This window comes from Citrobacter sp. Cu233 (assembly GCF_030332225.1).
Classification (GTDB): Bacteria; Pseudomonadota; Gammaproteobacteria; order Enterobacterales; family Enterobacteriaceae; genus Citrobacter.
On sequence record NZ_JAOWIF010000035.1, the window covers coordinates 172,552 to 196,192 of the forward strand.

Genomic DNA, 23,641 nt, shown 5'->3' on the forward strand with positions numbered 1-23,641 from the left:
AGCGAATGTCTACGCTTAACAGACGACCAGGCAATAGCCTTAGCGTTTCAACAGTTACCGGAGGTCTTTCTCATTATGCTCAACCAGAAACTACCCCACGCCCCTTCAGAAGAACCGTCGATCGATGTCGATCTACTTTATGAAATGGATCCGTGCGAGTTAAAGCTGGATGAAATGATTGAGGCAGAGCCTGAACCGGAGATGATTGAAGGGCTGCCCGCCTCCGATGCGTTAACGCCCGCCGACCGCTACCTTGAACTGTTCGAGCATGTCCAGTCGTCAAAGCTGTTTGCTGACAGCAAAACCTTTCCCGACTGCGCACCCAAAATGGACCCACTGGATATTTTGATTCGCTATCGTAAAGTCAAACGACACCGGGACTTTGACCTGCAACGCTTTGTCGAGAACCATTTCTGGCTGCCGGAAACCCCCACCAGCGAATATGTTTCCGACCCTGAAAGCTCGCTCAAAGAGCATATTGATCAACTGTGGCCAGTGCTGACTCGCGAGCCGCAGGATCATATTCCCTGGTCTTCACTGCTGGCACTACCGCAGTCATACATCGTGCCAGGCGGACGCTTTAGCGAAACCTACTATTGGGACTCCTACTTCACCATGCTGGGTCTTGCGGAGAGTGGCCGGGAAGACTTATTGAAATGTATGGCAGATAACTTTGCCTGGATGATCGAAAACTATGGTCACATCCCGAACGGCAACCGCACCTACTACCTGAGTCGCTCCCAGCCACCGGTCTTTGCGCTAATGGTCGAACTGTTTGAAGAGGATGGCGTACGCGGTGCGCGTCGTTATCTTGATCATCTCAAAATGGAGTACGCGTTTTGGATGGATGGTGCCGACTCGCTGGTGCTTAATCAGGCGTACCGCCACGTTATCAGAATGCCGGACGGTTCTCTGCTCAACCGCTATTGGGACGATCGTGATACCCCGCGCGATGAGTCCTGGCTTGAAGACGTAGAAACGGCTAAGCATTCAGGCCGACCACCTAATGAGGTTTATCGGGATCTGCGCGCAGGTGCGGCCTCCGGCTGGGATTATTCATCACGTTGGTTGCGCGATGCCGGTCGCCTCGCCAGCATCCGCACCACCCAGTTCATCCCGATTGACCTGAACGCATTCCTCTACAAACTGGAAAGTACGATTGCGAACATTTCTGCATTAAAGGGAGAGCGGGATACCGAAGCGCTGTTTCGCCAGAAAGCCAGCGACCGCCGTGCCGCCGTGAACCGCTATTTGTGGGACGACGAAAATGGCTGCTATCGCGATTACGACTGGCGACGTGAGCAAATGGCCCTCTTCTCTGCTGCCAGCATCGTTCCGCTGTATGTCGGCATGGCGACCCATGAACAAGCTGACCGACTCGCCAACGCGGTACGCAGTCGCTTACTCACGCCCGGCGGCATTTTAGCGACCGAGTATGAAACCGGTGAACAGTGGGATAAACCCAACGGCTGGGCACCGTTGCAGTGGATGGCGATTCAGGGGTTTAAACTGTATGGTGATGACCATCTCGGCGATGAGATTGCCCGTAACTGGCTGAAAACGGTTAATATCTTTTATCAGGAACACCACAAGCTAATTGAAAAGTACCATATCGCTGACGGCACGCCGCGCGAAGGCGGCGGTGGGGAATATCCGCTGCAGGACGGATTTGGCTGGACGAATGGCGTGGTGCGCCGATTAATCGGTTTGTACGGTGAACCGTAAATGTCTGACGGCCTGATGCCACGAAATGCATCGGGCCCTTAGTTAATAGCATCGTACAGCGCGGTGTGGATTTTCTGCCATTTCTTGTTCTCTGCATTGGGATCTGCACGCACACGCAGTTGGGCCTGTTCCACATCATACTGCTGACGAGCAATGACCTCCGGTGTAGAGCAGAAACTTTGTAGGTAGCTTTTATGCAGTGACGTCAGTGATGCGCCATTCGACATGGCATGACTGAGCGTATTCATAAACTGCTGGCAGGGTTTAGCCTCATCCATCTGTGAGGGGTATCGCAGCAGCAGCTTCAGAACTGCGGTATTCCCCGCGGAAAATGCCTGCTCCGTCCACGCCAGCTTCCAGTCCATCCCCCCTTGCAGAAACAGTGACGTGACGCGGGTATCGTTGCGATCGATAGCCGCTCGCATATTAAAGGTATCCCATGTAATGCCCATTCGGGTCACCGATTCTCGCGCGGAAGGTGCATCACGCCGCGGCTCCTCCTGTACTATCTCAACAGCTTGCCCTGAAGATGCTTGCGGTGCGGGTGCATTGAATAGCCAGAAAGCACCCAGCGAGACTGCCAGTACCATGACACCGACAGCCCCCCACAGCATGCCGGAAATCAGCTGTTCGCGCTCTTCGGCCGTGCGCTGCGCTCGTTTTTCAGGAGGATCGATACTGTCGGCAATTTCTTTTTTATCGCCTCCGGCCTGCTCGTCTTTTTGCCTTGCCGTTTCCCAGAATTGACGAACTGTCGACTCATCAGAGTCCAGATATGATGCGGGATTGATACGCGTTCGGCGCTCTTCAAATGCCCGCTGCACAGAATGCGTAATTTGCTGGTACTGGTAATTTAACAGCATCAGCTGTACTGACGTCAGCGGTTGCTGAGCAATGACGGCGTTTCGTGCCAGTCGGCAATCATCCAGAAACATCCGTAGCGTTAAGCGCGGTTCGACAAACAGCATCAACACTGACGTATCATTAAAAATCTGCGTAAAGTGACGAACAAATAGCTTCTTATCGACCACCATCAACGCCAGTTCGCTAAATAACATGCCGTCCAGCGCATCACGCCCTTCGCCCAGCTTTAACCAGCGGCGCAACCGTTCGGCGCCAAAGTGCTGCTTCAGGAAACTGTTTAGCGGATGCTGATCTGGCCATACCCGAGCGACGAGGGCTTTGAGCGTTAACTCGATTGCGCGAAGCTGACGCTGCGCCCGCATCTGCGCATCCGTCCCCCCGATTTCGATATCGGTTTGATAGTTCAGGAGCGGCTGTTGCTGGCGTAATTGCTCCAGTGCCGCCACAAAACGCAGCGCGGAAATCAGCTGGTTTTCACTGACATCCTGACCACTTTCATACTGAGGCACACTCTGTTGAAGATGGCGTAAGCGCAACGTGAACTGGCTGAGTTGCGCATCATTCATCTGCAAACGTCTGGCGACAGCCCCCCAACCGCCCAGATTCAACCGGGCCTGATCGAGTTGCTCCAGAAACCAACGCGGATCTTTGCCTTCAGCAACATGCACGCCTAACAGCAGCAGGATTTCCACCGACGCCTGACGAATGATCCCCAAACAGTGTTCAAAGGGCGCACATGTCGCCTGTAACGTGCTATTGGTCATTATCTTCCCTAAAAGAGCCCAGAAAAGGTGCAGCCTCACGATGTATTTCGTTATCTTTTTATAAACGTGGTACTGCGCAGATTTATACCGCAGTAGACCAGAACACATTCATATAACAAATAAATGTGTTTTGCAGTGATAACCACGTAATCATTGAAAATTATTCAGGAGGTAAGCCTGTGCCAGTGTTAAAAACATCACGTCTGACCTGCCGCCCGCTGACGGAGGCCGATTGGGATTTTTTCTTAGCGTTACAGCAGCACTCTGGTGTCATGCACTACGTCTCTGATGCACGCTCTGAAGAGAACGTACGGGCAATATTCAACTCGCGCTTACCTGAATGGTCTCCCGGAAGCCCACACTGGCTATGCCTGGTCGTGTGCGATAATGACTCAGGATCGCGGCTGGGTGTCACTGGATATGTTCACCAAAATAATGAATGTGCCGAAGTGGGTTTTCTGCTCGCGCCCGAAGCGCAAGGTAAAGGTTATGGCGCTGAGTCCTTGTATGCCGTGTGTGATTTTGCGTTTACCACCGGCGGGCTACGTCGTATGACGGCCTGCGTCACCGCAGGTAATTATGCCTCACGACGCCTGCTGGAAAAGGTGGGATTCGTTTACGAAGGTACGCTGCGCGAAAGCTACTGGCTGCATCAAACCTGGCACGATGACTGGATTTTCGGCCTGCTAAGGCAGGAATATCAGCCCCCCATGTCATAAGGCGTTTTACTGAAAAAACGGGCTGCATGGCAACTACCGTAACGGGGTGCTTTCTCTAGAATGGCTCTCTTTGCGGAGAAATCAGTATGTACCGCCATTCATCACATTTTACGTCCGCTTGTATCGCCTTTATTAAACAGGGACAAGGATTGTCACTGGAAAAATATCAGGATGAACGTGGAGTCTGGGTCATTGGCTACGGGCATGAAATCACCGCAGGTGAAACCTTCAACAGCCCTATTTCAGTGGCACAGGCAGAAACACTGCTGCTCACGGATCTTTCCGCCTGCGAGGAATTAATCCATACGAAGTTTCCACAGTTGGAAGATCTGTTTCAGCTGGAAGCGTTAATTGTGTGGGTATTTAGCGTGGGGATAACCCAATTTTGCACATCAGGAATGTGGCCTGCTCATATTTCACAGCCAGAGATGCTCTGACTGTGAAATAAGCGTTGGTTAATGTACTTCGTTTAACATCATTGCCGCCTGGGTACGGTTTTTTACCTCCAGGCGCTGATACAGCGATTCCAGATGCGCTTTTACCGTTCCGGTGCTGATATTTAACATGCGGCCAATTTGCTTATTGGACTCTCCGGCAGCCAGCATGGTCAGGATCTCTCGCTGGCGCGAACTTAATGTTTTAATATTGTGGTTACCACTCTCGATTGGCGTTAAGCAATCTCTGGGGTAAAACATCATGCCCATGGCAACGCTATTAAGCGCCAGTGTGAACGTTTCTGCGTCAGAGTCGCGCGACACAATGGCCAGCACATTTAACCGTGCTACCTCTTGCAGCCATTTTTTACGGCAATCCGTGGCGGTTATCAGTACTTTTACCGTCGAATAGCGCTGCGCAAGTTGTTGGAGCAGTCCACGGCAGAACTCACCGTCAAGATCGCCATCAAGCATGACTAACGCTTCCGGATTTGCTTCCAGTTTTTGCCAAAGGTCATCTGCCTGACTGACACCCTGAACATTCACTCCTGGAATTCGTTGCTGCAAACTTATATTCATTCCATGAATAAATATTGACTGCCTGTCAAACATTATTACCTGCATTATTAACTCTCCGTCTGAAAAATAGTGGCCTTGAGACGTGAAAGGGTATTATTCACGAGGAAAAATAAGAATTCACCATTTGGCAGGGGTCATTCTACCGATAAACGAAGAATAAAGAAGCAGGTGTTATAAATAGTTACAGCTCAAGAAAAAGGATTACACAAAGCGGGCAGAACAGGATAGTTCTCTAAGATATTCCTCATTTATCGCGGGTCATAATTTTTTATTAATATTAATTTTTAAGAGAATACATTTTTAGCTGAAAATAAGACATCCTGAACAAACAATGAATATGTTACAAATGACAATATAGCATTAAGTGCTCATTCAACAGATACTGCGTCTACTGAATAAGCACGTTGCAGAGTTACAGGAACATCCCGCCAGATACCTCAATACGTTGTGCCGTCATCCAGGCAAGCTCATCGCTGAGCAACGCGGCGATGGCGTCCCCAATATCATCCGGCAGCCCAACGCGCCCCAGCGCCGTTTGCGAGGCAATATACGCATTCAGTTGCGCGTTATCCCGTACGTTCCCACCGCCAAAATCGGTCTCAATCGCGCCGGGCGCAATAATATTTGCCGTAATACCGCGTTCCCCCAACTCTTTAGCCTGATAACGGGTGAGCACTTCCATCGCCCCTTTCATGGCGGCATAGGCGCTGTAGCCCGGTAGAGCAAAACGCGCCAGACCGGTCGAGACATTGAGGATCCTTCCCCCCTTGTTCATCAGCGGAAGAAGACTCTGCGTCAGGAAAAATGGCCCCTTAAACTGAATGTTCAACAGTTGGTCAAATTGCGCTTCGGTGAATGCAGAGTACGGCGCATTAATGCCGATCCCGGCATTGTTCAATAAATAATCAAACCCTTCGCTGTGCCACTGTGTCTTTAAGGTGTGCTTCATCTGTTCAACGAAGGATGGGAAAGTTGAAATATCGCCGACATTTAACGGTAATGCTGCTGCTTTTCCACCAGATTGCCGAATTTCATCCACAACCTGCTGCGCCTCTTTTTCATTGCTGTTCCACGTCAGGACGATACCTATTCCTTTGTTCGCCAGCTTAAGTGCCGCGTTTTTACCGAGCCCACGACCGCCACCGGTCACTAATGCGATACGTTGCGTCATAAGAAACCTCATTTCAGGTGTTGTGATGATTGAGACAAAGCTTATTAGGTGGTAGAAGAACAATAAATATCGCTAATTGCGCATTACTGTTTCATTAAGAACAACAATAGGGCATGAGAATGGATAAAATTCACGCAATGCAGTTGTTCATCCGCGTCGCGGAACTGGAGAGTTTTTCGCGTGCGGCAGATACCCTTGGACTTCCTAAAGGTAGCGTATCGCGCCAAATTCAGGCCCTGGAAAATCATCTGGGTACGCAACTTCTGCACCGCACTACCCGGCGCGTTCAGCTGACGCAGGACGGCATGATCTATTACGAACGTGCAAAAGATCTGTTGAGCAATCTGGATGAACTGGATGGGTTGTTCCATCACGATCCAGCCAGTATCAGCGGTAAGCTGCGAGTCGATATGCCTATTGGTGTCGCAAAAAATCTGGTCATGCCCCGCCTGCCCGCCTTTTTGCATCAGTATCCGGGGCTGGAGCTTGAACTCAGCAGCAGTGACCGCCTGGTAGACTTAATTCGTGAGGGTTTCGACTGCGTCGTACGCGTTGGCACACTGAAAGATTCGGGGTTGATTGCCCGACCGCTGGGGAAACTCACGCAGATTAACTGTGCCAGCCCACAATATCTGGCCCGCTTTGGTTATCCGGAAAGCCTGGAGGATTTGGCCTCACATGCCGTGGTGCATTACTCGGTGAATTTGGGTACGCGCGCACAGGGTTTCGAGGTGGCGACAGACAATGGGGCTGCATGGGTAAAAACAGGCGGCATGCTGACGGTGAACAGCACCGAAACCTATCATGCAGCATGCCTTGCCGGGCTGGGCATTATTCAGGTACCACGCGTCGGGGTGCGTGAAGCCCTTCGCACCGGTATGCTGGTTGAAGTGTTGCCGCAATATCGGGCTGAGCCCATGCCCGTTTCTTTGCTGTATCCACATCGCCGTAACCTTTCCCGCCGGGTACATCTGTTCATGGAATGGTTGACCGGTGTGATGAAAGACTATGTGGATTAGCCCATTTTTCGGGAAGTGGGTCTGAGCGGCTATAATGTCATGAGTAAACAAAATAAGGACTACCGATCGGATGACGCAGGAACACGACGCAAAGCACCCTACGCCTGAACAACAGCAAGCCACCACAACGCCGGTGAAAAACGCCAAAGCGAACCAGGCGCTGAAAACAGCCATAACCTTCGCAGATAAAATTCAACGTCAACCTGTTATCGCCCACCTGCTCCGTGCTGCAGAGCGTTTTAATGACCGAATGGGGAATCAGTTTGGCGCAGCCATCACGTATTTCTCGTTCCTGTCGATGATCCCTATACTGATGGTGTCGTTTGCGGCGGCCGGTTTTATTCTCGCCTCACACCCCACGTTATTACAGGATATCTTCAGTAAAATATTGCTCAACGTTAGCGATCCGACGCTGGCCTCGACGCTGAAAAACACCATCAATACTGCCGTTCAGCAACGTACCACCGTGGGCCTGGTGGGGCTTGGCATCGCCCTCTACTCTGGTATCAACTGGATGGGAAACCTGCGTGAAGCTATTCGTGCACAGTCGCGGGACGTCTGGGAACGCACACCGCAGGATCAGGAAAAAATATGGGTTAAATACCTGCGTGATTTTGTCTCCTTGATTGGATTGCTGATTGCGCTGATCGTGACGTTGTCGATTACCTCCATTGCCGGTTCTGCCCAGCAAATGATCATCTCGGCACTGTATCTCGATGGTATTGAATGGCTGAAACCCGCATGGCGGTTGATTGGCCTGGCGATCTCCATTTTCGCCAACTATTTGCTGTTCTTCTGGATTTTCTGGCGTCTGCCGCGCCATCGCCCACGCAAGAGAGCGTTGATTCGTGGCACATTTATCGCCGCGCTGGGCTTTGAAGCGATCAAAATGATTATGACGTATACGCTGCCATCGTTGGTGCAATCACCGTCGGGTGCGGCATTTGGCTCGGTACTTGGACTGATGGCATTTTTCTACTTCTTCGCCCGTCTGACCTTGTTCTGCGCGGCCTGGATTGCCACCGCAGAATACAAAGATGACCCGCGCATGCCGGGGAAAACGCACCGCTAATCTACCCTTGGAAGCCGGGTGGCGCTGTGCTTCTCCGGCCTACCATACGTACTTGCTTCGTCATCCAACGCATTATCAGAACATAAATCCAACCTGTAACTTTTATTTAACCAAAAACCAGTTTTATCAACTAAGTTTTAAATTGTGTGAAGCATTTCATAGAAGTGAAAACGCCAGCCTAAAAATTATCCACTTTTTGACTTTATTTTGACCACATTCAGCGTTTGTTACAGATTGAAATGTCTCTTTTGCTGTGCGTAATATGACCTTTCGTTCGACCCAAAATAAGAAAATATTATGCAAGCAACCGCCACAACACTCGATAACGAACAGGAACACGCCCCGGTCAACTCGCGCAATAAAGTCGTCGTCGCTTCGCTCATCGGCACCGCTATTGAGTTCTTCGACTTCTATATTTACGCGACCGCAGCGGTGATCGTGTTCCCCCACATCTTCTTCCCGCAGGGTGACCCCGCGGCGGCAACGCTACAGTCGCTGGCTACCTTTGCTATCGCCTTTGTAGCCCGTCCGATCGGCTCTGCCGTGTTCGGCCATTTCGGCGATCGTGTTGGACGTAAAGTCACGCTGGTTGCTTCACTGCTCACCATGGGGATTTCAACGGTCGTCATCGGTCTGCTGCCGGGTTATGAAACCATCGGCATTTTCGCCCCGTTGCTGCTGGCGCTGGCGCGTTTTGGCCAGGGTTTAGGCTTGGGAGGTGAATGGGGCGGCGCTGCACTGTTGGCAACGGAAAACGCGCCACCACGTAAACGTGCACTGTACGGCTCATTCCCGCAGTTGGGTGCGCCTATCGGTTTCTTCTTCGCCAACGGCACGTTCCTGTTGCTCTCCTGGCTGTTGACCGATGAGCAATTTATGAGCTGGGGATGGCGCGTACCGTTTATATCCTCTGCGGTACTGGTGATTATCGGACTGTACGTCCGTGTTTCGCTCCACGAATCGCCGGTATTTGCCAAAGTCGCCGCAGCGAAAAAGCAGGTAAAAATCCCGCTGGGCACTCTGCTGACAAAGCATGTTCGCGTGACCATCCTCGGCACGTTTATCATGCTGGCGACCTATACGCTGTTCTATATCATGACCGTCTACTCGATGACGTTCAGTACCGCCGCAGCACCTGTGGGTCTTGGCTTACCGCGTAATGACGTATTGTGGATGCTGATGATGGCGGTGATTGGCTTCGGCGTGATGGTACCGGTGGCAGGTCTGCTGGCCGATGCGTTTGGTCGTCGCAAAAGCATGCTCATCATCACCACGCTTATCATTCTGTTTGCACTGTTTGCCTTTAAGCCGTTGCTGGGTTCCGGTAACCCGGTGCTGGTGTTCGCTTTCCTGTTGTTGGGGTTGAGCCTGATGGGGCTGACATTCGGCCCGATGGGGGCACTGCTGCCGGAGTTGTTCCCGACCGAAGTTCGCTACACGGGCGCATCATTCTCGTATAACGTCTCGTCGATTCTCGGTGCCTCTGTTGCCCCTTATATTGCCGCATGGCTGCAGGGGAACTACGGTCTGGCGGCGGTAGGAACCTATCTGGCATCAATGGCAGCGTTAACCCTGGTAGCACTGTTGTTAACCCATGAGACACGGCATCAGTCATTGTAATTTTTTGCCGGATGGCGGTGCCCCCCCTTCTCCGGCCCGGGTTGAGCATAAAATCCAGGCCGGATAAACATCCGGCCAGACATCACGGCTTCATCTGCGACAAAATCGCCCGGCACTGATTCGTTTCGTTTTCAGACGGAGAAATCAGCGCCAACAGCGCCGCCGCTGGCGTAACCAGCGTTGCCAGCGCGGCAGCCACCGCACCACGTGCAATCAACGGCCCAGCTTTTACCCCGGCCTGTGGGTTCTTAAATGTCCCGCGAACATACAGTGGTGAACGCAGGGTAATAATACGAATGCCTTTGCTCTCCGGGTCGATGGTTAAATCCAGTTGCTCCGATGCAAAGCTTGCAGTCCCGGTCACGTTGATCACCGCGTTTTCCGTGTCGAACGCGAAAATTTGTGGGCGCGCGATGCCATTGACGATATCCAGATTTGCCGCTGCGCAGTTCACCCGTACTTCATCATCACCGAATATTTGCCCGACGAGATAGTTACCCAGATTCAGCCCAACGATTTCCATCAGATTGCGACTGACCAATCCATCATTCATCAACAGCTTCAGGTTACCGTTGCTGTTACCCAGCAGTGCAGCCACTGAATTTCCGCTACCGCTCAACCTGGCGTCACCGTTCATCTCACCGAGCGTTTTCTGCATCAGCGCCACATCCGGCATCAGTGCTTTTAGCTTAAGCCGCCGCGCCTGAATATCCGCCTGCCCCCGCATCGGCTTTTTATCACCTTCCAGATGGATGCTGGAAACAATGCTGCCCCCTGCCAGGCCAAATTTCAGTGGCTGCAGGCGCAGGTCGGCATTTTTCAGGAGGATATGGGTGGAGAGATCGCTGATGGGCAAGCGGCTACCGTGCTCAATCCGTTGCCCTTTGAAACGCACGTCAGCATCCATCACGTTCCATTTATCGGTTTCAAAACGGTCATACGGCAAGACTTTGCCTGCGGGTTGCACGCTGTTCTCACCTTTACGTCGTTCAGATTGTTTTGCCCGCCCGGCCCCTTTACCAGAATCAACGCCAATCAGAGGTCCTAAATCCGCCAGTCGCAGCTGGCGTGATTCAACGTCGCCTTTCAGCATCGGGCGTGGCTTGCCGGTGGTATAGGCAAGCGTTCCGTGAATATCGCTATCGCCAATGCGACCATTAAAATGACGGTATTCAAAAAGAGAGGGCTTTTCCGGATCGATTTTCGCCACCAGACGCCCGTCCGTTTCAAACGATGGCGTATCCGGTAACAGCACACCGGTCAAATCGTATAAATCCCCGAGTGAATCACCAGAGAATTTAAGCCGTAGATCGACACCGCCCATATTCATCGGATCATTAATCGTGCCGCTAAATACCACGCGCGTGTTGCCCGAGCGAAAGTCAGCCTGTATCGGAAAAGGGGTACCTTCGCCGCGTAACGCCAGCATCCCGCCTATTTTCCCCGTTCCGGTTAGCGGTTCACCGTTGTAGCGGCCCTGGGCTTTCAGACCAAAAACGTAATCCTCAACGCTGGCGCCCCCTTCTTTGCTGTTGGTGCCTGTCACTTCGCTAAACGGTAGCGGCTTGCCTAACGGATCGACCAGGATCTCCAGCTCAGATTGCGTCACCTTATCGTTAACAACGATATGCCCTTGATCGAACAGAATACTGTCCAGGCGAAATGACCAGGCAGAGGAAGTGGCGCTCGGATCGCGGTTTTTATCCCCAGCGAGCGTAAAGGTCCAGTTGTTGTTTTCCTTCGACAGCCGAATGAGCCGCGCATCAGGTTTCACCAGCTTGACCCACGGTAGCCAGATGGTTTTTGTCAGCAGCGCCAACGGGGCAAGCGTCGCTTCAACGCGGGGGAGGTGTACCATTGTGATGTCGGGAATATCTGGCGGGTTGCCGAGGATAATATCTTCAGCATGAACCTGCGGCCACGGAACCCAACTGCGCCAGCCGGTTTCCTGCTTCTGGCGTTCCCAGACGACGCCCAGGTCACCGCGTATGGCGAATGGACGGTGGAGTTCAGTAGAGACTTTCTGGTTGATGGTCGGTTTGAGCCGGTTCCAGTCAAATGTCGCAATCACAATGATGAGCACGACGATCAACAACAAGAAAACCCCTGCTATGGATATGGCTATTTTGCTTGTTTTCGTCACTTTTCCTCCTGACTTCCTCCCTTGCCTGACCTAAAGATAGTCCAGCAGGGCGAAAAGGAGGCACGCTACATCCACATCAAAGCGACAGAATCACCTCTTCAAGGGTGCTTAGTGGCACCGGACGAGAGAGGAAATAGCCCTGTGCAGCAAAAGCCGGTGAGTTTTGCACATCGCGCCACTCTTCCAGGGTTTCAACACCTTCAACAATCACGCCACGGCAATAGCGGTTCATAAGCTGGAGCAGCAAAGTGAAGAGATTACGGCCTTCCGGCGTCTGACGCAGCATCACAAACAGATCCCGCGCCACTTTGATGTAGTCGTAGCTCACCTCGCTAAGGGCCGAGAAATTGGCCATCCCGGTACCAAAATCATCCAGCCAGAGCGGGCCGAATTCGCACATCGAGGCAAACGACGACCCCTTCGGTAAGCGGATATGCTCGACCAACTCAAAGCGCAACCAGGGCAGACATTCAATGATTTTCAGGATCTCGGGGTCCTGGCGCATCGCAATGAGCGTCGGGCCATCGACATTGACGGAGGCCAGCAGATCGTGGGCTCTGAAAAAATCACTTTTCAGTTCAAGTTGTTCAAGTTGCTCTTTCACTACCTCAACGCGATGCCGAACAGCAACTTCGGCAAAATAACGGTCTGGCGCAATGCGTTGAGAAGGGTTATCAGGATGGCTCACGACGGTTAGCAGCTCAACGGCCATCAGCCGACCATTGGTCTGGTAAATGGGCTGATAAGTGTAAGCACGCTCGCACTGCAGCCAATAGCGTCGCTCCTGCAAGCATTCGATACTCGCATCTGGCGTAATTAGCTGCTGGGTGACCTGCTTTATCATCTGAGGTGTCCTGTAAATAAGAGTGTGACTGACCGGACTCGTCAAAGGTTATCGGCGCTCAGGCGCAGAACTTTACGTTCAGCAGTACGCAAAATAAAAACAGCAGCAAAAACGACACAGAACACGTTCTGGCTCAAAAAAATAATGGAACGTTGTTTTAATATAGTTGACCACTTAACACCCACAGCGCACACTAACGCTAATTTTTTTCAGAGCAGGTTACGACTATGTCCAGGAAGATTGCCGTGATTGGCGAATGCATGATTGAGCTGTCACAGAAAGGCGCTGACGTTCAGCGCGGATTCGGTGGCGACACGTTGAATACATCCGTTTATATTGCCCGTCAGGTCGATTCTGCGGCCCTTTCCGTACATTACGTCACGGCGCTGGGCACTGACAGTTTCAGCCAGCAAATGCTGGAATCCTGGCAGGGCGAAAACGTCGATACGTCATTAACCCAGCGTATGGAAAACCGCCTGCCGGGTCTCTATTACATTGAGACTGACAGTACTGGCGAGCGCACCTTCTATTACTGGCGTAATGAAGCAGCGGCGAAATTCTGGCTGGAGAGTGAACAATCCGACGCCATTTGCAAAACGTTGGCGACATTCGACTACCTGTACCTGAGCGGAATCAGCCTGGCGATTTTAAGCCCGGCCAGCCGTGACAAACTGCTGTCGCTGCTGCGCGAGTGCCGCGCCAACGGCGGCAAGGTCATTTTTGACAACAACTACCGCCCGCGTCTGTGGAGCAGCAAAGAAGAAACTCAGCAGGTGTATCAGCAGATGCTGGAGTGCACCAATATTGCGTTCCTGACGCTGGACGATGAAGACGCGCTGTGGGGTGAAAAACCCGTAGAGGACGTGATTGCCCGGACTCACGCAGCTGGCGTACAGGAAGTGGTTGTGAAGCGCGGCGCAGACTCTTGCCTGGTGTCCATCGAGGGTGAAGAACTTATCGATGTACCGGCTGTAAAATTACCGAAAGAGAAAGTGATCGATACCACAGCGGCAGGAGACTCCTTCAGTGCCGGGTATCTGGCAGTACGTTTAACCGGTGGCGATGCCGCAGAAGCCGCTAAACGCGGCCACCTGACGGCAAGCACAGTTATTCAGCATCGCGGGGCGATTATCCCACGCGACGCCATGCCGCAATAACGTGTTGTTCTTCCAGGCCGGATAAGGCGTTAACACCGCATCCGGCATTGGGTACGCCGGGAGCGCTTCGCTTGCCCGGCTTACCCTTTACTGTACTGCCGGAATATCCGTCACTTCTGGGTGAGATTCATCCGTTTCAACCGGCGTTGCCACAGCAGTCGCTGGCACCATGATGCTATCCCATGTCGCCTGCAGATCCTTCATGTTGAACTCAGGTTCCCCTTTCGGCTGAAGCAGAATGAGAGCCATATCCTGCGATAGCTGTTGACGCAAATCCTGATTCAACATCTCAACGGTCAGACCATTAAGGAAGTTCTGCCGTAAACGCTGATACTGTTCTGGCGCGATATCCACCACCTGGTTTTGCAACGAGCGCAAACGCTGGCTGATCAAAATATCGGTATCGGTGCGGCCGTAGGTGGCAAACAGTTTCTGCAACTCCAGATTTTTTTGCGCCACCAGCGCATTGAACTCTTCTTCCGGCAGACCCTTGTCCCGCACTTTCGCCAGTTCGCGTGCCACCGTGCCCAGGTTCGCATTTAGCTTATCGTTCGGCGATTCAACGTTAATGGCGCACTGTGCACGCAGGAACAGCACCCGACAGTCAAAGCCGAGGCCGATGTCTTTCGCGTTGTTCCTGGATAACGTCTGCTGAATATGCCAGAACAGCGCTTCACGGGCTAAATCGGCACGCCAGTAGCGTAACAACGCGGCGGATTCACGAATAGGTTGCCACGGCGCGTCCCACATGATGGAAAGACGATCCTGTCGTACCGCATCGGTCATAATGCTTACCGCTTCCGCACGCAGTGGAGAGAGCGTAGGCACCGGTGCCGGCGTTTCACGTTTTCCTTTTAACTCACCGAAGGTTTTATTGATTTGCTCAGCCACGCTGCGCGCGTCAACGTTACCGACGATAATTAGCGTCATTGCGTCCGGGGTATACCATTTCTGGTAGAACGACTGAATTTTTGCTGCATCAATCGGCTTTTTCAGCGGATCGGCGGGATCGTGTCCTAACAGCGTGGAGCCTTTCAGACGATAACGCCACCACCCTTCTTTGGTATCCGTCGGCCATGTTGCCACCATATCTTCGCTGCTCAGCGCATGGTTAACCGTTTCAGGGGTAATGGTCAGCTTGCCGGAGATATTCGCCAGATATGAGAGCGACTCTTTCAGCAGGTCATTCCGGTTATTGGGCAAGCTAAGGTTATACAGCGTGGAATCATAGGAAACGATAACGGGCGGCATGGGGCGTTTAGGATCAAACCCCTGCTGCCACAGAGAACGGGCTTGCGTGGCATCAAGGCCACCGCTTTGCGTCAGCGCGATACGTGGGATCGCATGGCTAAAACCACTCTGTTGCGTACTTTCGGTGAGTGAACCGGTATTTACCAGCAGGCGAACCTCAATACGGTCGCTGGGACGCTGGGGGGTGGCTAACACTTGCCACTGGAGGCCATTCGCCAGCGTGCCCTGTTGCCACGCCGGGTCAGGCTGGAGCGCATCTGCCTGCACATAGCCGGCAGAGGCCATCATCAGCAAGCCGCCCGCTAAAAGTCGAATTTTTGTGCCCTGCATGTGAACCCCTGATCAACTATCCTGGTAATAAAAAGACAGCCCTGAGAAGGGCCCTCTGAATATGACGTTAAAAACACTTCGTGTTAGACCGCAAGAACATAAAAATGTCACGGAAGAAGTGAAAAAATCCCGAAACCGTCGAACAGACAGTTTCAGGCACAGGGGGTAATTATGCGCAAACGCCCGCAGTCCTGGAAGGGACTACGGGCATAAGTGACGAGATTAAGAGGATAAATCGTGCGTTTTGCCATCCGGCGCACGATTATTCAGCACATCATCAAGCTTTTTGTGGTCCAGTTCTTTCACCCACTTAGCCACAACGACCGTTGCCACACCGTTACCGACCAGGTTAGTCAGCGCACGCGCTTCAGACATAAAGCGGTCAATACCCAGGATGAGCGCCAGACCCGCTACCGGCAGATGCCCGACTGCAGAAATCGTCGCGGCCAGCACGATAAAGCCACTTCCGGTCACGCCCGCTGCACCTTTCGAGGAGAGCAGCAGCACCACCAACAGGGTTATCTGATGGAAGATATCCATATGACTATTGGTGGCCTGTGCGATAAACACCGCCGCCATCGTCAGATATATCGATGTTCCATCAAGGTTAAACGAGTAGCCGGTGGGAATAACCAGACCAACGACGGACTTCCGGCAACCCAGTTTTTCCATCTTATCAAGCATACGCGGCAGCGCTGACTCGGAAGAAGAGGTCCCCAGAACGATCAGCAGTTCTTCACGGATATAGCGGATAAACTTAAAGATGCTGAAGCCGGTTGCGCGGGCAATCGAGCCCAGCACCACGACCACAAACAGGATACAAGTGATGTAGAAGCAGATAATCAACTGACCCAGCTGCACCAGCGTTCCGACGCCATATTTACCGATGGTAAAGGCCATGGCACCGAAAGCACCGATCGGCGCCAGGCGCATGATCATGTTGATAATGCCGAAAATAACCTGCGAGAAACTTTCAATGACGTTGAAAATCATCTGGCCTTTGCTGCCCAGACGGTGCAGAGCAAAACCAAACATCACCGCGAACAACAATACCTGCAGGATGTTGCCGCTGGCGAACGCGCCGATAACGCTACCCGGGATAATATCCATCAGGAAGCCCACGATCCCCTGGTCTTTTGCCTGCTCGGCGTAAATCGCTACCGCTTTGGCATCCAGCGTTGCCGGGTCGACGTTCATCCCGGCACCGGGTTGCACCACGTTGACGATGATAAGACCAATGATCAGCGCAATCGTACTAACCACTTCAAAATAAAGCAGTGCAACCGCACCTGTGCGGCCTACTGCTTTCATACTTTCCATACCTGCAATGCCGGTAACGACAGTACAGAAGATAACAGGTGCGATGACCATCTTAATGAGCTTAACGAACGCGTCGCCAAGCGGTTTCATTTGGGCGCCTAATTCAGGGTAGTAATGGCCAAGGAGGATACCAATGGCAATTGCTGTCAGGACCTGAAAGTAAAGGCTTTTGAAGATAGAGGTTTTCATAGGGTGTCCTTAAAGTAAAAACCACAGGTCTTGTAAGGTTTTGTTTAACCTGCGGCCTTAAAGTAACACCCACACAACATGACAGAAATGCACCTGGATCATAATTGATACAAATTTGTTAAAAATTTTGAACTGGCTCGCACAAGCGCTACCTTTTTTAACTTTTGTAATCAGCGGATTCCTTCGCTAAATAGCGTTCTTCGAAGATATCTGCCGGAACCGGGCGGGCAAACAAGAATCCTTGCGCGACTTCCACCCCTGCCTGTGATAACCAGTCGCGTTGTGCTTCGGTTTCAACGCCTTCCGCAATCATTTGCAAATTGAGGCTATGAGCCAGCTGAATAATGGCAGAAATCATACTGCTATCCTCTGGTAAGCCTTCAACAAACATCTTATCGATTTTGAGCACATCAACTGGCAGTGACTTCATGTGCTGCAACTGTCGCAGACCCGCATAGCCCATACCAAAGTCATCCAACGCAATTCGTACCCCCGCATTGCGCAGAGGACGCAGGATAGCGACAGCGGCGTTTGGATCATCGATATGCCGGCTTTCGGTCACTTCAAGAATCAAGGTACCGGGCTTAATGCGATATCGGTTTAACAACTCCAGCAGATCCGACACCATACTCGGGTGCATCAGTTGTAGCGCAGACAGATTCACCGACAGCGGTAACATCAAACCACGTTCCTGCCAGGCCGCAAGCTGGCGACAAGACTCCTCCAGCACCCAATATCCAACCGTCACCATCAGACCACAGGATTCAATCCTGTCGATTAACCCTTCCGGTAATTCCCAGCTTCCGTCTGCCTGCTGCATCCGCAATAAAGCTTCAGCACTCAACATCTTGCCGCTGGCGATCTCTACCTGCGGCTGCATCCACAGCGCAAATTGCTGGTGATCAAGCGCGGTCAGAATGTCGTTCTCTTCGGTCAAACGCTGCTGTGCTTCTTCCATTTGTTGCGGATCAAAGAATTGGATCTGGTTTTTGCCCTTGCGACGCGAGGTTAACACTGCCGATAGCGCACGGCTGTATAGCTGTTCCGCCGTCAAATCGCCGTAGTACATCGCCACCCCAATATTGCAGCTCGGGCGTAGCTGGATACCCTGAATGGGCAACCGTTCATTCATAATAGTGAGTACTTGCTGACCTAATGTGATTGCATGCCAGGGTTCCTTCACACCGTGCGCTATAATCGCGAAGTCATAGCCGCTCACCTGAGTAAGCACCATTCTGGGTGCCAGCACCGATCTCAGTTTCTCGACCAGCGTCAACAGCAGAATTTCCCGCTGGGTCTCGGTCAATACACCGGCGGTATCACGCAGGGTTTCGCAGGTGACAATCATCAGCGCAGTTGTTTGCGGGCCAGTAACAATCTGCTCAAGTAGTCCCATTAAGAACGTCTTATTTGGCAGTTCAGAGACCGGAAAACGCATCGAATTGTCGTTCTGCTCTTCACTGTGGCGCAGGACCAGTTGCTGATTCAGATTGTAGCTACGCACCAACATCCCAATCTCATCATCCTGATGCATAGGCGGTAATGCCAGTTGATAGCCGATCAGTTCCTGCTGCGGAATATCGTTCAGTTCGCGAGCAATTTTGCGTAACGGGTGCACAATCAGGCGGTTAATACACCAGGAAATGGCTACCGACAGGATTAACGACAAAAGTAAGTAAATGGTCACTAACGTTGAAAGCGTGCTCGTCACGAATTTGTACATGCGGTATGAATCCGCCTGTAGCACCAGATACGCCAGCGGCTGTGGGTTGGCGGAGCGCTCAAGAGAATAGACCGGGAGCGAAATCTGCACCGGCAGTTCAAACAGTCGAGTCACTGTAACCGGAACGGGGCGTTCAGGGATAAAGCTCATCCGCAATGCCTGAAACTGGTTGGGCAGTACCACATCCGCGCGACTGACCACGCCAGCAGGCTGGATACGGCTTAAAATCATTTCCGCTTCGGGGATATCTCCCTTCAGAATGGCGGCCGACAGAGGTTCACGGACGGAGCGAGCGATGCTTTCCAGTTGCGTAGCCGTGTTGTAGCGGTTCTGCTGGACCAAATGGAACAACAAAACGGTGCAAAAAATAAAAACAAACACCATGACAACGGCCGCAACCATCGCCATCTGCTTAATTGTTAACGAGCGACTGACACGCAAACTGACTCTCCACGGATAGACAAAAACTGCCGTCAGAGTATACCCCATCGTAGCGGTATTAAGAGAGGCGGTATCTGAAAACTTCCCAGCGTGCATTATCGCGGCAGGATAGGCACCTGGCGACGAGATTTATCTGCAATTAAGGCGAAAAAGGCCGCAAGATTAAATCCTGCAGCCTGGTTCGGGCACCATCCACTCTGCGTGAAGTCTCGCAATCACGGCGCTACAAATCCGATATGGCTGGAAAGATTGTTGCCAGTTGGCAATTTTCCTGACGCTCCCCTGAAACAAAAAACGCATAATTAATTGATATTTAAACCTTAATTTTCTGGCACAGCAATTGCTATTTGAGTGTGAGCTGTTCTGTTCCGAATTAAAGGAGATATCATGTCTGACTGTCGTACTTACGGATTCAATACCCAGATCGTTCACGCGGGACAACAACCCGACCCTTCAACCGGCGCGCTCAGTACGCCTATCTTCCAGACTTCAACGTTTGTTTTTGACAGTGCCGAACAGGGTGCCGCCCGCTTTGCGCTCGAAGAGTCCGGGTACATTTATACCCGTTTGGGTAACCCGACCACCGATGCGCTGGAGAAAAAGCTGGCAGTTCTGGAAAGGGGTGAAGCCGCGCTGGCAACTGCATCCGGCATTTCCGCCATCACCACGACGCTGCTGACGCTGTGTCAACAAGGTGACCATATCGTTTCTGCCAGTGCAATTTATGGTTGTACTCACGCATTTCTGTCGCACAGCATGCCGAAGTTCGGCATTAACGTGAGTTTTGTCGACGCCGCGAAACCGGAAGAAATCCGCGCCGCGATGCGGCCGGAAACGAAAGTGGTGTATATCGAAACGCCCGCCAACCCGACGCTCTCATTGGTCGATATCGAAACAGTGGCGGGTATTGCCCACCAGCAGGGCGCTTTGCTGGTCGTGGATAACACCTTTATGTCGCCATATTGTCAGCAGCCTCTGCAATTGGGCGCAGACATCGTGGTCCACAGTGTAACCAAGTACATTAACGGACACGGTGATGTGATTGGCGGCATCATTGTCGGGAAGCAGGCGTTTATCGACCAGGCGCGGTTTGTCGGTTTGAAAGATATTACCGGTGGCTGTATGAGCCCTTTCAACGCCTGGCTAACCCTACGCGGCGTGAAAACATTGGGCATTCGTATGGAACGTCACTGTGAAAACGCGCTGAAAATTGCCCGTTTCCTGGAAGGACATCCCTCCATTACCCGCGTGTATTATCCAGGTCTGACTTCGCACCCACAGTATGAGTTGGGTCAACGGCAGATGAGCCTGTCCGGGGGAATTATCAGCTTTGAAATTGCCGGCGGCCTCGATGCTGGCAGACGGATGATCAATTCTGTAGAATTGTGCCTCCTCGCGGTCAGTCTCGGTGATACCGAAACCCTCATTCAGCACCCAGCGTCTATGACACATTCGCCCGTTGCGCCAGAGGAGCGGCTTAAAGCAGGTATTACCGACGGACTTATCCGTCTTTCTGTAGGTCTTGAAGATCCAGAAGATATTATTAACGACCTTGAACACGCCATCAGAAAGGCAACATTCTGACCATTACGACCTGAACCGACGACGTTCGGTTCAGGCCGTTGAGAATCAAGGCACAACAGTCTGGCTATACGCGCACTCCTTTTTTTGGGGAGAACGGGTATTTTGGGCAGGGGGTTCTATGCAGGACAACACATTACAATTAAGCAACAATACAGCAACCGCCGTACCATTCTCAAAGAAAATACCGTTCACAAAATACGATTTTGGCTGGGTATTACTCTGTATCGGCATGGCAATTGGTGCTGGTACAGTTCTGATGCCGGTACAAATTGGCTTAACCGGCATTTGGGTTTTTATTGTCGCCTTTATTATCGCTTACCCGGCAACGTATATTGTGCAGGACATTTATTTAAAAACATTGTCCGAAAGTGAAACCTGCAATGACTACACTGATATTATAAGTCATTATCTTGGGAAAAACTGGGGTGTATTCCTCGGTGTAATTTACTTTTTGATGATTATTCATGGAATATTCATTTATTCATTATCCGTTGTTTTTGACAGTGCCTCATATATAAAAACATTCGGGCTAACCGATACCGACCTTTCGCAATCAATCATCTATAAAGTGGCTATTTTTGCGGTACTGGTCGCCATTGCTTCCGGTGGAGAAAAGCTGCTGTTCAAAATCTCCGGTCCGATGGTGGTGGTAAAAGTCGGCATTATCATCATCTTCGGCTTTGCGATGGTCCCACACTGGAACTTCAGCAATATCAGCGCCTTTCCTGAAGCATCGGTATTCTTTCGTGATGTACTGTTGACCATCCCATTCTGCTTCTTCTCTGCGGTGTTTATTCAGGTGCTGAACCCCATGAATATCGCCTACCGCAAACGGGTGGCTGACCGGGTGCTGGCGACGCGCATGGCCATTCGTACCCACCGCATCAGCTACATTACGTTGATTGCAGTAATCCTGTTTTTCTCATTCTCATTTACCTTTTCGATTAGCCACGAAGAGGCGGTTTCAGCCTTCGAACAGAATATTTCTGCACTGGCTCTGGCGGCGCAGGTCATTCCAGGTCAGATTATTCACATCACCTCCACGATATTGAATATCTTTGCTGTCCTAACCGCATTCTTCGGTATTTACCTGGGCTTTCATGAAGCGATTAAAGGTATTATCCTTAACGTCCTTAGCCGCGTAATTGATGTTGAGAAAATAAACCCATTAGTGCTTACATTGGGTATTTGCACGTTTATCGTTATTACGCTGGTTATTTGGGTTTCGTTCCGTGTCTCAGTGCTGGTATTCTTCCAGTTAGGCAGTCCGCTCTATGGAATTGTGTCGTGTATTATTCCGTTTTTCTTGATCTATAAAGTGGCGCAACTGGAAAAACTGCGCGGGCTAAAAACCTGGCTAATCCTGATCTACGGGATTTTGCTGTGCCTGTCTCCACTGCTAAAACTGATTGAATAATCCAATTGCAGCGCCGTCAATGTCTGGCGGCGCTTAACTCACGCTCTCAAGCTGGTAGCTACGAATTTTGTTCAATACCGTGGTATGCGATACGCCCAGCGCCTTTGCAATATGCCGCGACGACACATTCTCTTCCACCATCTGCTCAATTATCTGACGCTCAGCGCACTGGACCTGTTCTTTAAACGGACGTTGGGTGTGGCGCAATCCGCCTGCCGACAGATTCGCCATCCCCAGCTCCTCCTGGGTAATAACATCAGATTCGGCCATCAGCATCAGACGAATAATCGTGTTTTCCAGCTCGCGTACGTTACCCGGCCAACTGTGCTGATGCAAAGCGTCAAAACAGGCTTTATCCAGAATAATTCGCCGTTGGAACTCCTTCGCGTATTTCTGCACAAAGTGGCGGATCAGCAGACTGATATCCTGTGGGCGCTCGCGTAAAGGTGGAATGGTGAGTGAAAGTACGTTGATGCGGTAATAGAGATCGGCGCGCAGCAGACGTTGCTCCACCATCTCTTCCAGATTCGCGTTAGTCGCCACAATAATACGCGCATTAACCGGAATGGTTTGCGCCCCGCCAACGCGACGGATCCCCCCATCCTGAAGGACACGCAACAATTTGGCCTGTAAGCTCAGCGACATTTCACCAAACTCATCCAGAAAAAGGGTGCCTTTATCAGCCATTTCAAACAGCCCTTTTTTGCCTTTACAGTCCGCGCCACTGAAGGCCCCTTTCTCATAGCCAAAAAATTCACTTTCCATCAGCGACTCGGGAAGTGCTGAACAGTTAACCGGAATAAACGGATAAAAACGCCGTGGCCCGGAATTATGGATGGCCCGGGCAAGAAGTTCCTTACCGGTTCCGGTTTCACCACGAACCAAAACGGTATATTTGCTATCCGCTATTCTGATCGCTTTTTCTATCAGCAGTTGCATGCTCTGGCTGCTGCAAATAATGTCAGAAAAATAACGCGGACGTTCCGGTTCAGACATCGACAGTTCGGTTATCTCTTCGCACAGATAAGCAACGTTAATAATATCAGCACGCTGGCTTAAGCAGGATTGTACGCAGGAAATATCCTGCAACTGGCGACACCAGGATTTAATCAGAATGCGTCCAGGCGTAACTTTCATGGAGATGATATTGATATCACAGCAGGAGAATTCCTTCAGGACATCCTCAACCATCGACAGACGGTCAATTGTTTTAATATCCCAGCGTATCGTGACCACATTTGCTCCTGGTAGTTAGCAACTGCGAAGTAGATATTT

Annotated in this window: 18 protein-coding genes; 9 read left to right on the forward strand and 9 right to left on the reverse strand. The window is 51.5% G+C overall.

Annotated elements, in window-relative coordinates; all coding sequences use genetic code 11:
• Nucleotides 1–75: 75 nt before the first annotated feature.
• Nucleotides 76–1,725, forward strand: a complete 1,650-nt coding sequence (locus tag OGX95_RS14365) for an alpha,alpha-trehalase (RefSeq protein ID WP_286629922.1) — start codon at nt 76–78, stop codon at nt 1,723–1,725.
• 38 nt (nt 1,726–1,763) lie between these two features.
• Here the strand turns inward: OGX95_RS14365 and OGX95_RS14370 are convergent, their stop codons facing one another.
• On the reverse strand, nt 1,764–3,353 hold the full coding sequence (locus tag OGX95_RS14370) for an STY4199 family HEPN domain-containing protein (protein ID WP_286629923.1): 1,590 nt from the start codon (nt 3,351–3,353) through the stop codon (nt 1,764–1,766).
• A 179-nt stretch (nt 3,354–3,532) separates the two neighbouring features.
• Here OGX95_RS14370 and OGX95_RS14375 point away from each other — a divergent pair, with 179 nt between their 5' ends.
• Together OGX95_RS14375 and OGX95_RS14380 are read left to right on the forward strand one after the other, a co-directional pair.
• Entirely contained in the window at nt 3,533–4,072 is a 540-nt protein-coding gene (locus OGX95_RS14375; RefSeq protein ID WP_286629924.1) for a GNAT family N-acetyltransferase, read from the forward strand.
• Nucleotides 4,073–4,158: 86 nt separating this feature from the next.
• Complete coding sequence (locus tag OGX95_RS14380) at nt 4,159–4,509, forward strand: glycoside hydrolase family protein (protein WP_286629925.1); 351 nt, start codon at nt 4,159–4,161, stop codon at nt 4,507–4,509.
• A gap of 18 nt (nt 4,510–4,527) precedes the next feature.
• Here the strand turns inward: OGX95_RS14380 and OGX95_RS14385 are convergent, their stop codons facing one another.
• Together OGX95_RS14385 and OGX95_RS14390 are read right to left on the reverse strand one after the other, a co-directional pair.
• A complete protein-coding gene (locus OGX95_RS14385; RefSeq protein ID WP_286629926.1) occupies nt 4,528–5,130 on the reverse strand; it encodes a helix-turn-helix transcriptional regulator in 603 nt (200 codons plus the stop codon).
• 367 nt (nt 5,131–5,497) lie between these two features.
• Entirely contained in the window at nt 5,498–6,256 is a 759-nt protein-coding gene (locus OGX95_RS14390; RefSeq protein ID WP_286629927.1) for an SDR family NAD(P)-dependent oxidoreductase, read from the reverse strand.
• Between the two features lie 119 nt (nt 6,257–6,375).
• Between OGX95_RS14390 and OGX95_RS14395 the strand changes: the two genes are divergently transcribed.
• The 3 genes from OGX95_RS14395 (at nt 6,376) to OGX95_RS14405 (ending at nt 9,967) form a co-directional block, all read left to right on the forward strand.
• A complete protein-coding gene (locus OGX95_RS14395; protein ID WP_286629928.1) occupies nt 6,376–7,275 on the forward strand; it encodes a LysR family transcriptional regulator in 900 nt (299 codons plus the stop codon).
• A 70-nt stretch (nt 7,276–7,345) separates the two neighbouring features.
• On the forward strand, nt 7,346–8,347 hold the full coding sequence (gene yhjD, locus OGX95_RS14400; RefSeq protein ID WP_286629929.1) for an inner membrane protein YhjD: 1,002 nt from the start codon (nt 7,346–7,348) through the stop codon (nt 8,345–8,347).
• Nucleotides 8,348–8,644: 297 nt separating this feature from the next.
• The gene (locus OGX95_RS14405) at nt 8,645–9,967 is read left to right on the forward strand and encodes an MFS transporter (RefSeq protein ID WP_286629930.1); all 1,323 of its coding nucleotides are present in this window, start codon (nt 8,645–8,647) and stop codon (nt 9,965–9,967) included.
• A gap of 82 nt (nt 9,968–10,049) precedes the next feature.
• Here the strand turns inward: OGX95_RS14405 and OGX95_RS14410 are convergent, their stop codons facing one another.
• Nucleotides 10,050–12,110 (reverse strand): AsmA family protein, encoded by a 2,061-nt coding sequence (locus OGX95_RS14410; protein ID WP_286629931.1) that lies wholly within the window; start codon nt 12,108–12,110, stop codon nt 10,050–10,052.
• A 76-nt stretch (nt 12,111–12,186) separates the two neighbouring features.
• Nucleotides 12,187–12,954, reverse strand: a complete 768-nt coding sequence (pdeH, locus tag OGX95_RS14415; protein ID WP_202037473.1) for a cyclic-guanylate-specific phosphodiesterase — start codon at nt 12,952–12,954, stop codon at nt 12,187–12,189.
• Between the two features lie 227 nt (nt 12,955–13,181).
• Here pdeH and kdgK point away from each other — a divergent pair, with 227 nt between their 5' ends.
• On the forward strand, nt 13,182–14,111 hold the full coding sequence (gene kdgK, locus OGX95_RS14420; protein WP_286629932.1) for a 2-dehydro-3-deoxygluconokinase: 930 nt from the start codon (nt 13,182–13,184) through the stop codon (nt 14,109–14,111).
• A gap of 87 nt (nt 14,112–14,198) precedes the next feature.
• Here the strand turns inward: kdgK and OGX95_RS14425 are convergent, their stop codons facing one another.
• The 3 genes from OGX95_RS14425 to hmsP all read right to left on the reverse strand — a co-directional run bounded on the left by OGX95_RS14425 (nt 14,199) and on the right by hmsP (nt 19,365).
• Entirely contained in the window at nt 14,199–15,692 is a 1,494-nt protein-coding gene (locus OGX95_RS14425; RefSeq protein ID WP_286629933.1) for a M16 family metallopeptidase, read from the reverse strand.
• A gap of 222 nt (nt 15,693–15,914) precedes the next feature.
• Nucleotides 15,915–17,201 carry a C4-dicarboxylate transporter DctC gene (gene dctA / locus OGX95_RS14430; protein WP_048213643.1) on the reverse strand — a complete coding sequence of 429 codons (1,287 nt, stop codon included), beginning with the start codon at nt 17,199–17,201 and terminating at the stop codon, nt 15,915–15,917.
• A gap of 157 nt (nt 17,202–17,358) precedes the next feature.
• Nucleotides 17,359–19,365 carry a biofilm formation regulator HmsP gene (gene hmsP / locus OGX95_RS14435; RefSeq protein WP_137382034.1) on the reverse strand — a complete coding sequence of 669 codons (2,007 nt, stop codon included), beginning with the start codon at nt 19,363–19,365 and terminating at the stop codon, nt 17,359–17,361.
• A gap of 387 nt (nt 19,366–19,752) precedes the next feature.
• On the opposite strand from hmsP, the gene megL reads away from it, so the two are divergent.
• Nucleotides 19,753–20,949 carry a methionine gamma-lyase gene (gene megL, locus OGX95_RS14440; protein WP_286629934.1) on the forward strand — a complete coding sequence of 399 codons (1,197 nt, stop codon included), beginning with the start codon at nt 19,753–19,755 and terminating at the stop codon, nt 20,947–20,949.
• 118 nt (nt 20,950–21,067) lie between these two features.
• Nucleotides 21,068–22,366: an SLC5/6 family protein gene (locus OGX95_RS14445; protein ID WP_271440394.1), complete on the forward strand. Its 1,299-nt coding sequence runs from the start codon at nt 21,068–21,070 to the stop codon at nt 22,364–22,366.
• Nucleotides 22,367–22,399: 33 nt separating this feature from the next.
• Here OGX95_RS14445 and OGX95_RS14450 read toward each other — a convergent pair whose 3' ends face one another.
• Nucleotides 22,400–23,602, reverse strand: coding sequence for a sigma-54 interaction domain-containing protein (locus OGX95_RS14450; RefSeq protein ID WP_286629938.1), 1,203 nt, complete (start codon nt 23,600–23,602; stop codon nt 22,400–22,402).
• Nucleotides 23,603–23,641: the final 39 nt, after the last annotated feature.

Excerpts from the sequence above, each read along its gene's own strand:
- OGX95_RS14385 (WP_286629926.1), bottom strand. The coding sequence starts at position 5,130 with ATGCAGGTAATAATGTTTGACAGGCAGTCAATATTTATTCATGGAATG.
- OGX95_RS14395 (WP_286629928.1), top strand. The coding sequence starts at position 6,376 with ATGGATAAAATTCACGCAATGCAGTTGTTCATCCGCGTCGCGGAACTG.
- yhjD (WP_286629929.1), top strand. The coding sequence starts at position 7,346 with ATGACGCAGGAACACGACGCAAAGCACCCTACGCCTGAACAACAGCAA.
- OGX95_RS14370 (WP_286629923.1), bottom strand. The coding sequence starts at position 3,353 with ATGACCAATAGCACGTTACAGGCGACATGTGCGCCCTTTGAACACTGT.
- megL (WP_286629934.1), top strand. The coding sequence starts at position 19,753 with ATGTCTGACTGTCGTACTTACGGATTCAATACCCAGATCGTTCACGCG.
- OGX95_RS14380 (WP_286629925.1), top strand. The coding sequence starts at position 4,159 with ATGTACCGCCATTCATCACATTTTACGTCCGCTTGTATCGCCTTTATT.
- OGX95_RS14365 (WP_286629922.1), top strand. The coding sequence starts at position 76 with ATGCTCAACCAGAAACTACCCCACGCCCCTTCAGAAGAACCGTCGATC.
- pdeH (WP_202037473.1), bottom strand. The coding sequence starts at position 12,954 with ATGATAAAGCAGGTCACCCAGCAGCTAATTACGCCAGATGCGAGTATC.
- OGX95_RS14405 (WP_286629930.1), top strand. The coding sequence starts at position 8,645 with ATGCAAGCAACCGCCACAACACTCGATAACGAACAGGAACACGCCCCG.
- OGX95_RS14445 (WP_271440394.1), top strand. The coding sequence starts at position 21,068 with ATGCAGGACAACACATTACAATTAAGCAACAATACAGCAACCGCCGTA.
- OGX95_RS14425 (WP_286629933.1), bottom strand. The coding sequence starts at position 15,692 with ATGCAGGGCACAAAAATTCGACTTTTAGCGGGCGGCTTGCTGATGATG.
- OGX95_RS14390 (WP_286629927.1), bottom strand. The coding sequence starts at position 6,256 with ATGACGCAACGTATCGCATTAGTGACCGGTGGCGGTCGTGGGCTCGGT.
- kdgK (WP_286629932.1), top strand. The coding sequence starts at position 13,182 with ATGTCCAGGAAGATTGCCGTGATTGGCGAATGCATGATTGAGCTGTCA.
- dctA (WP_048213643.1), bottom strand. The coding sequence starts at position 17,201 with ATGAAAACCTCTATCTTCAAAAGCCTTTACTTTCAGGTCCTGACAGCA.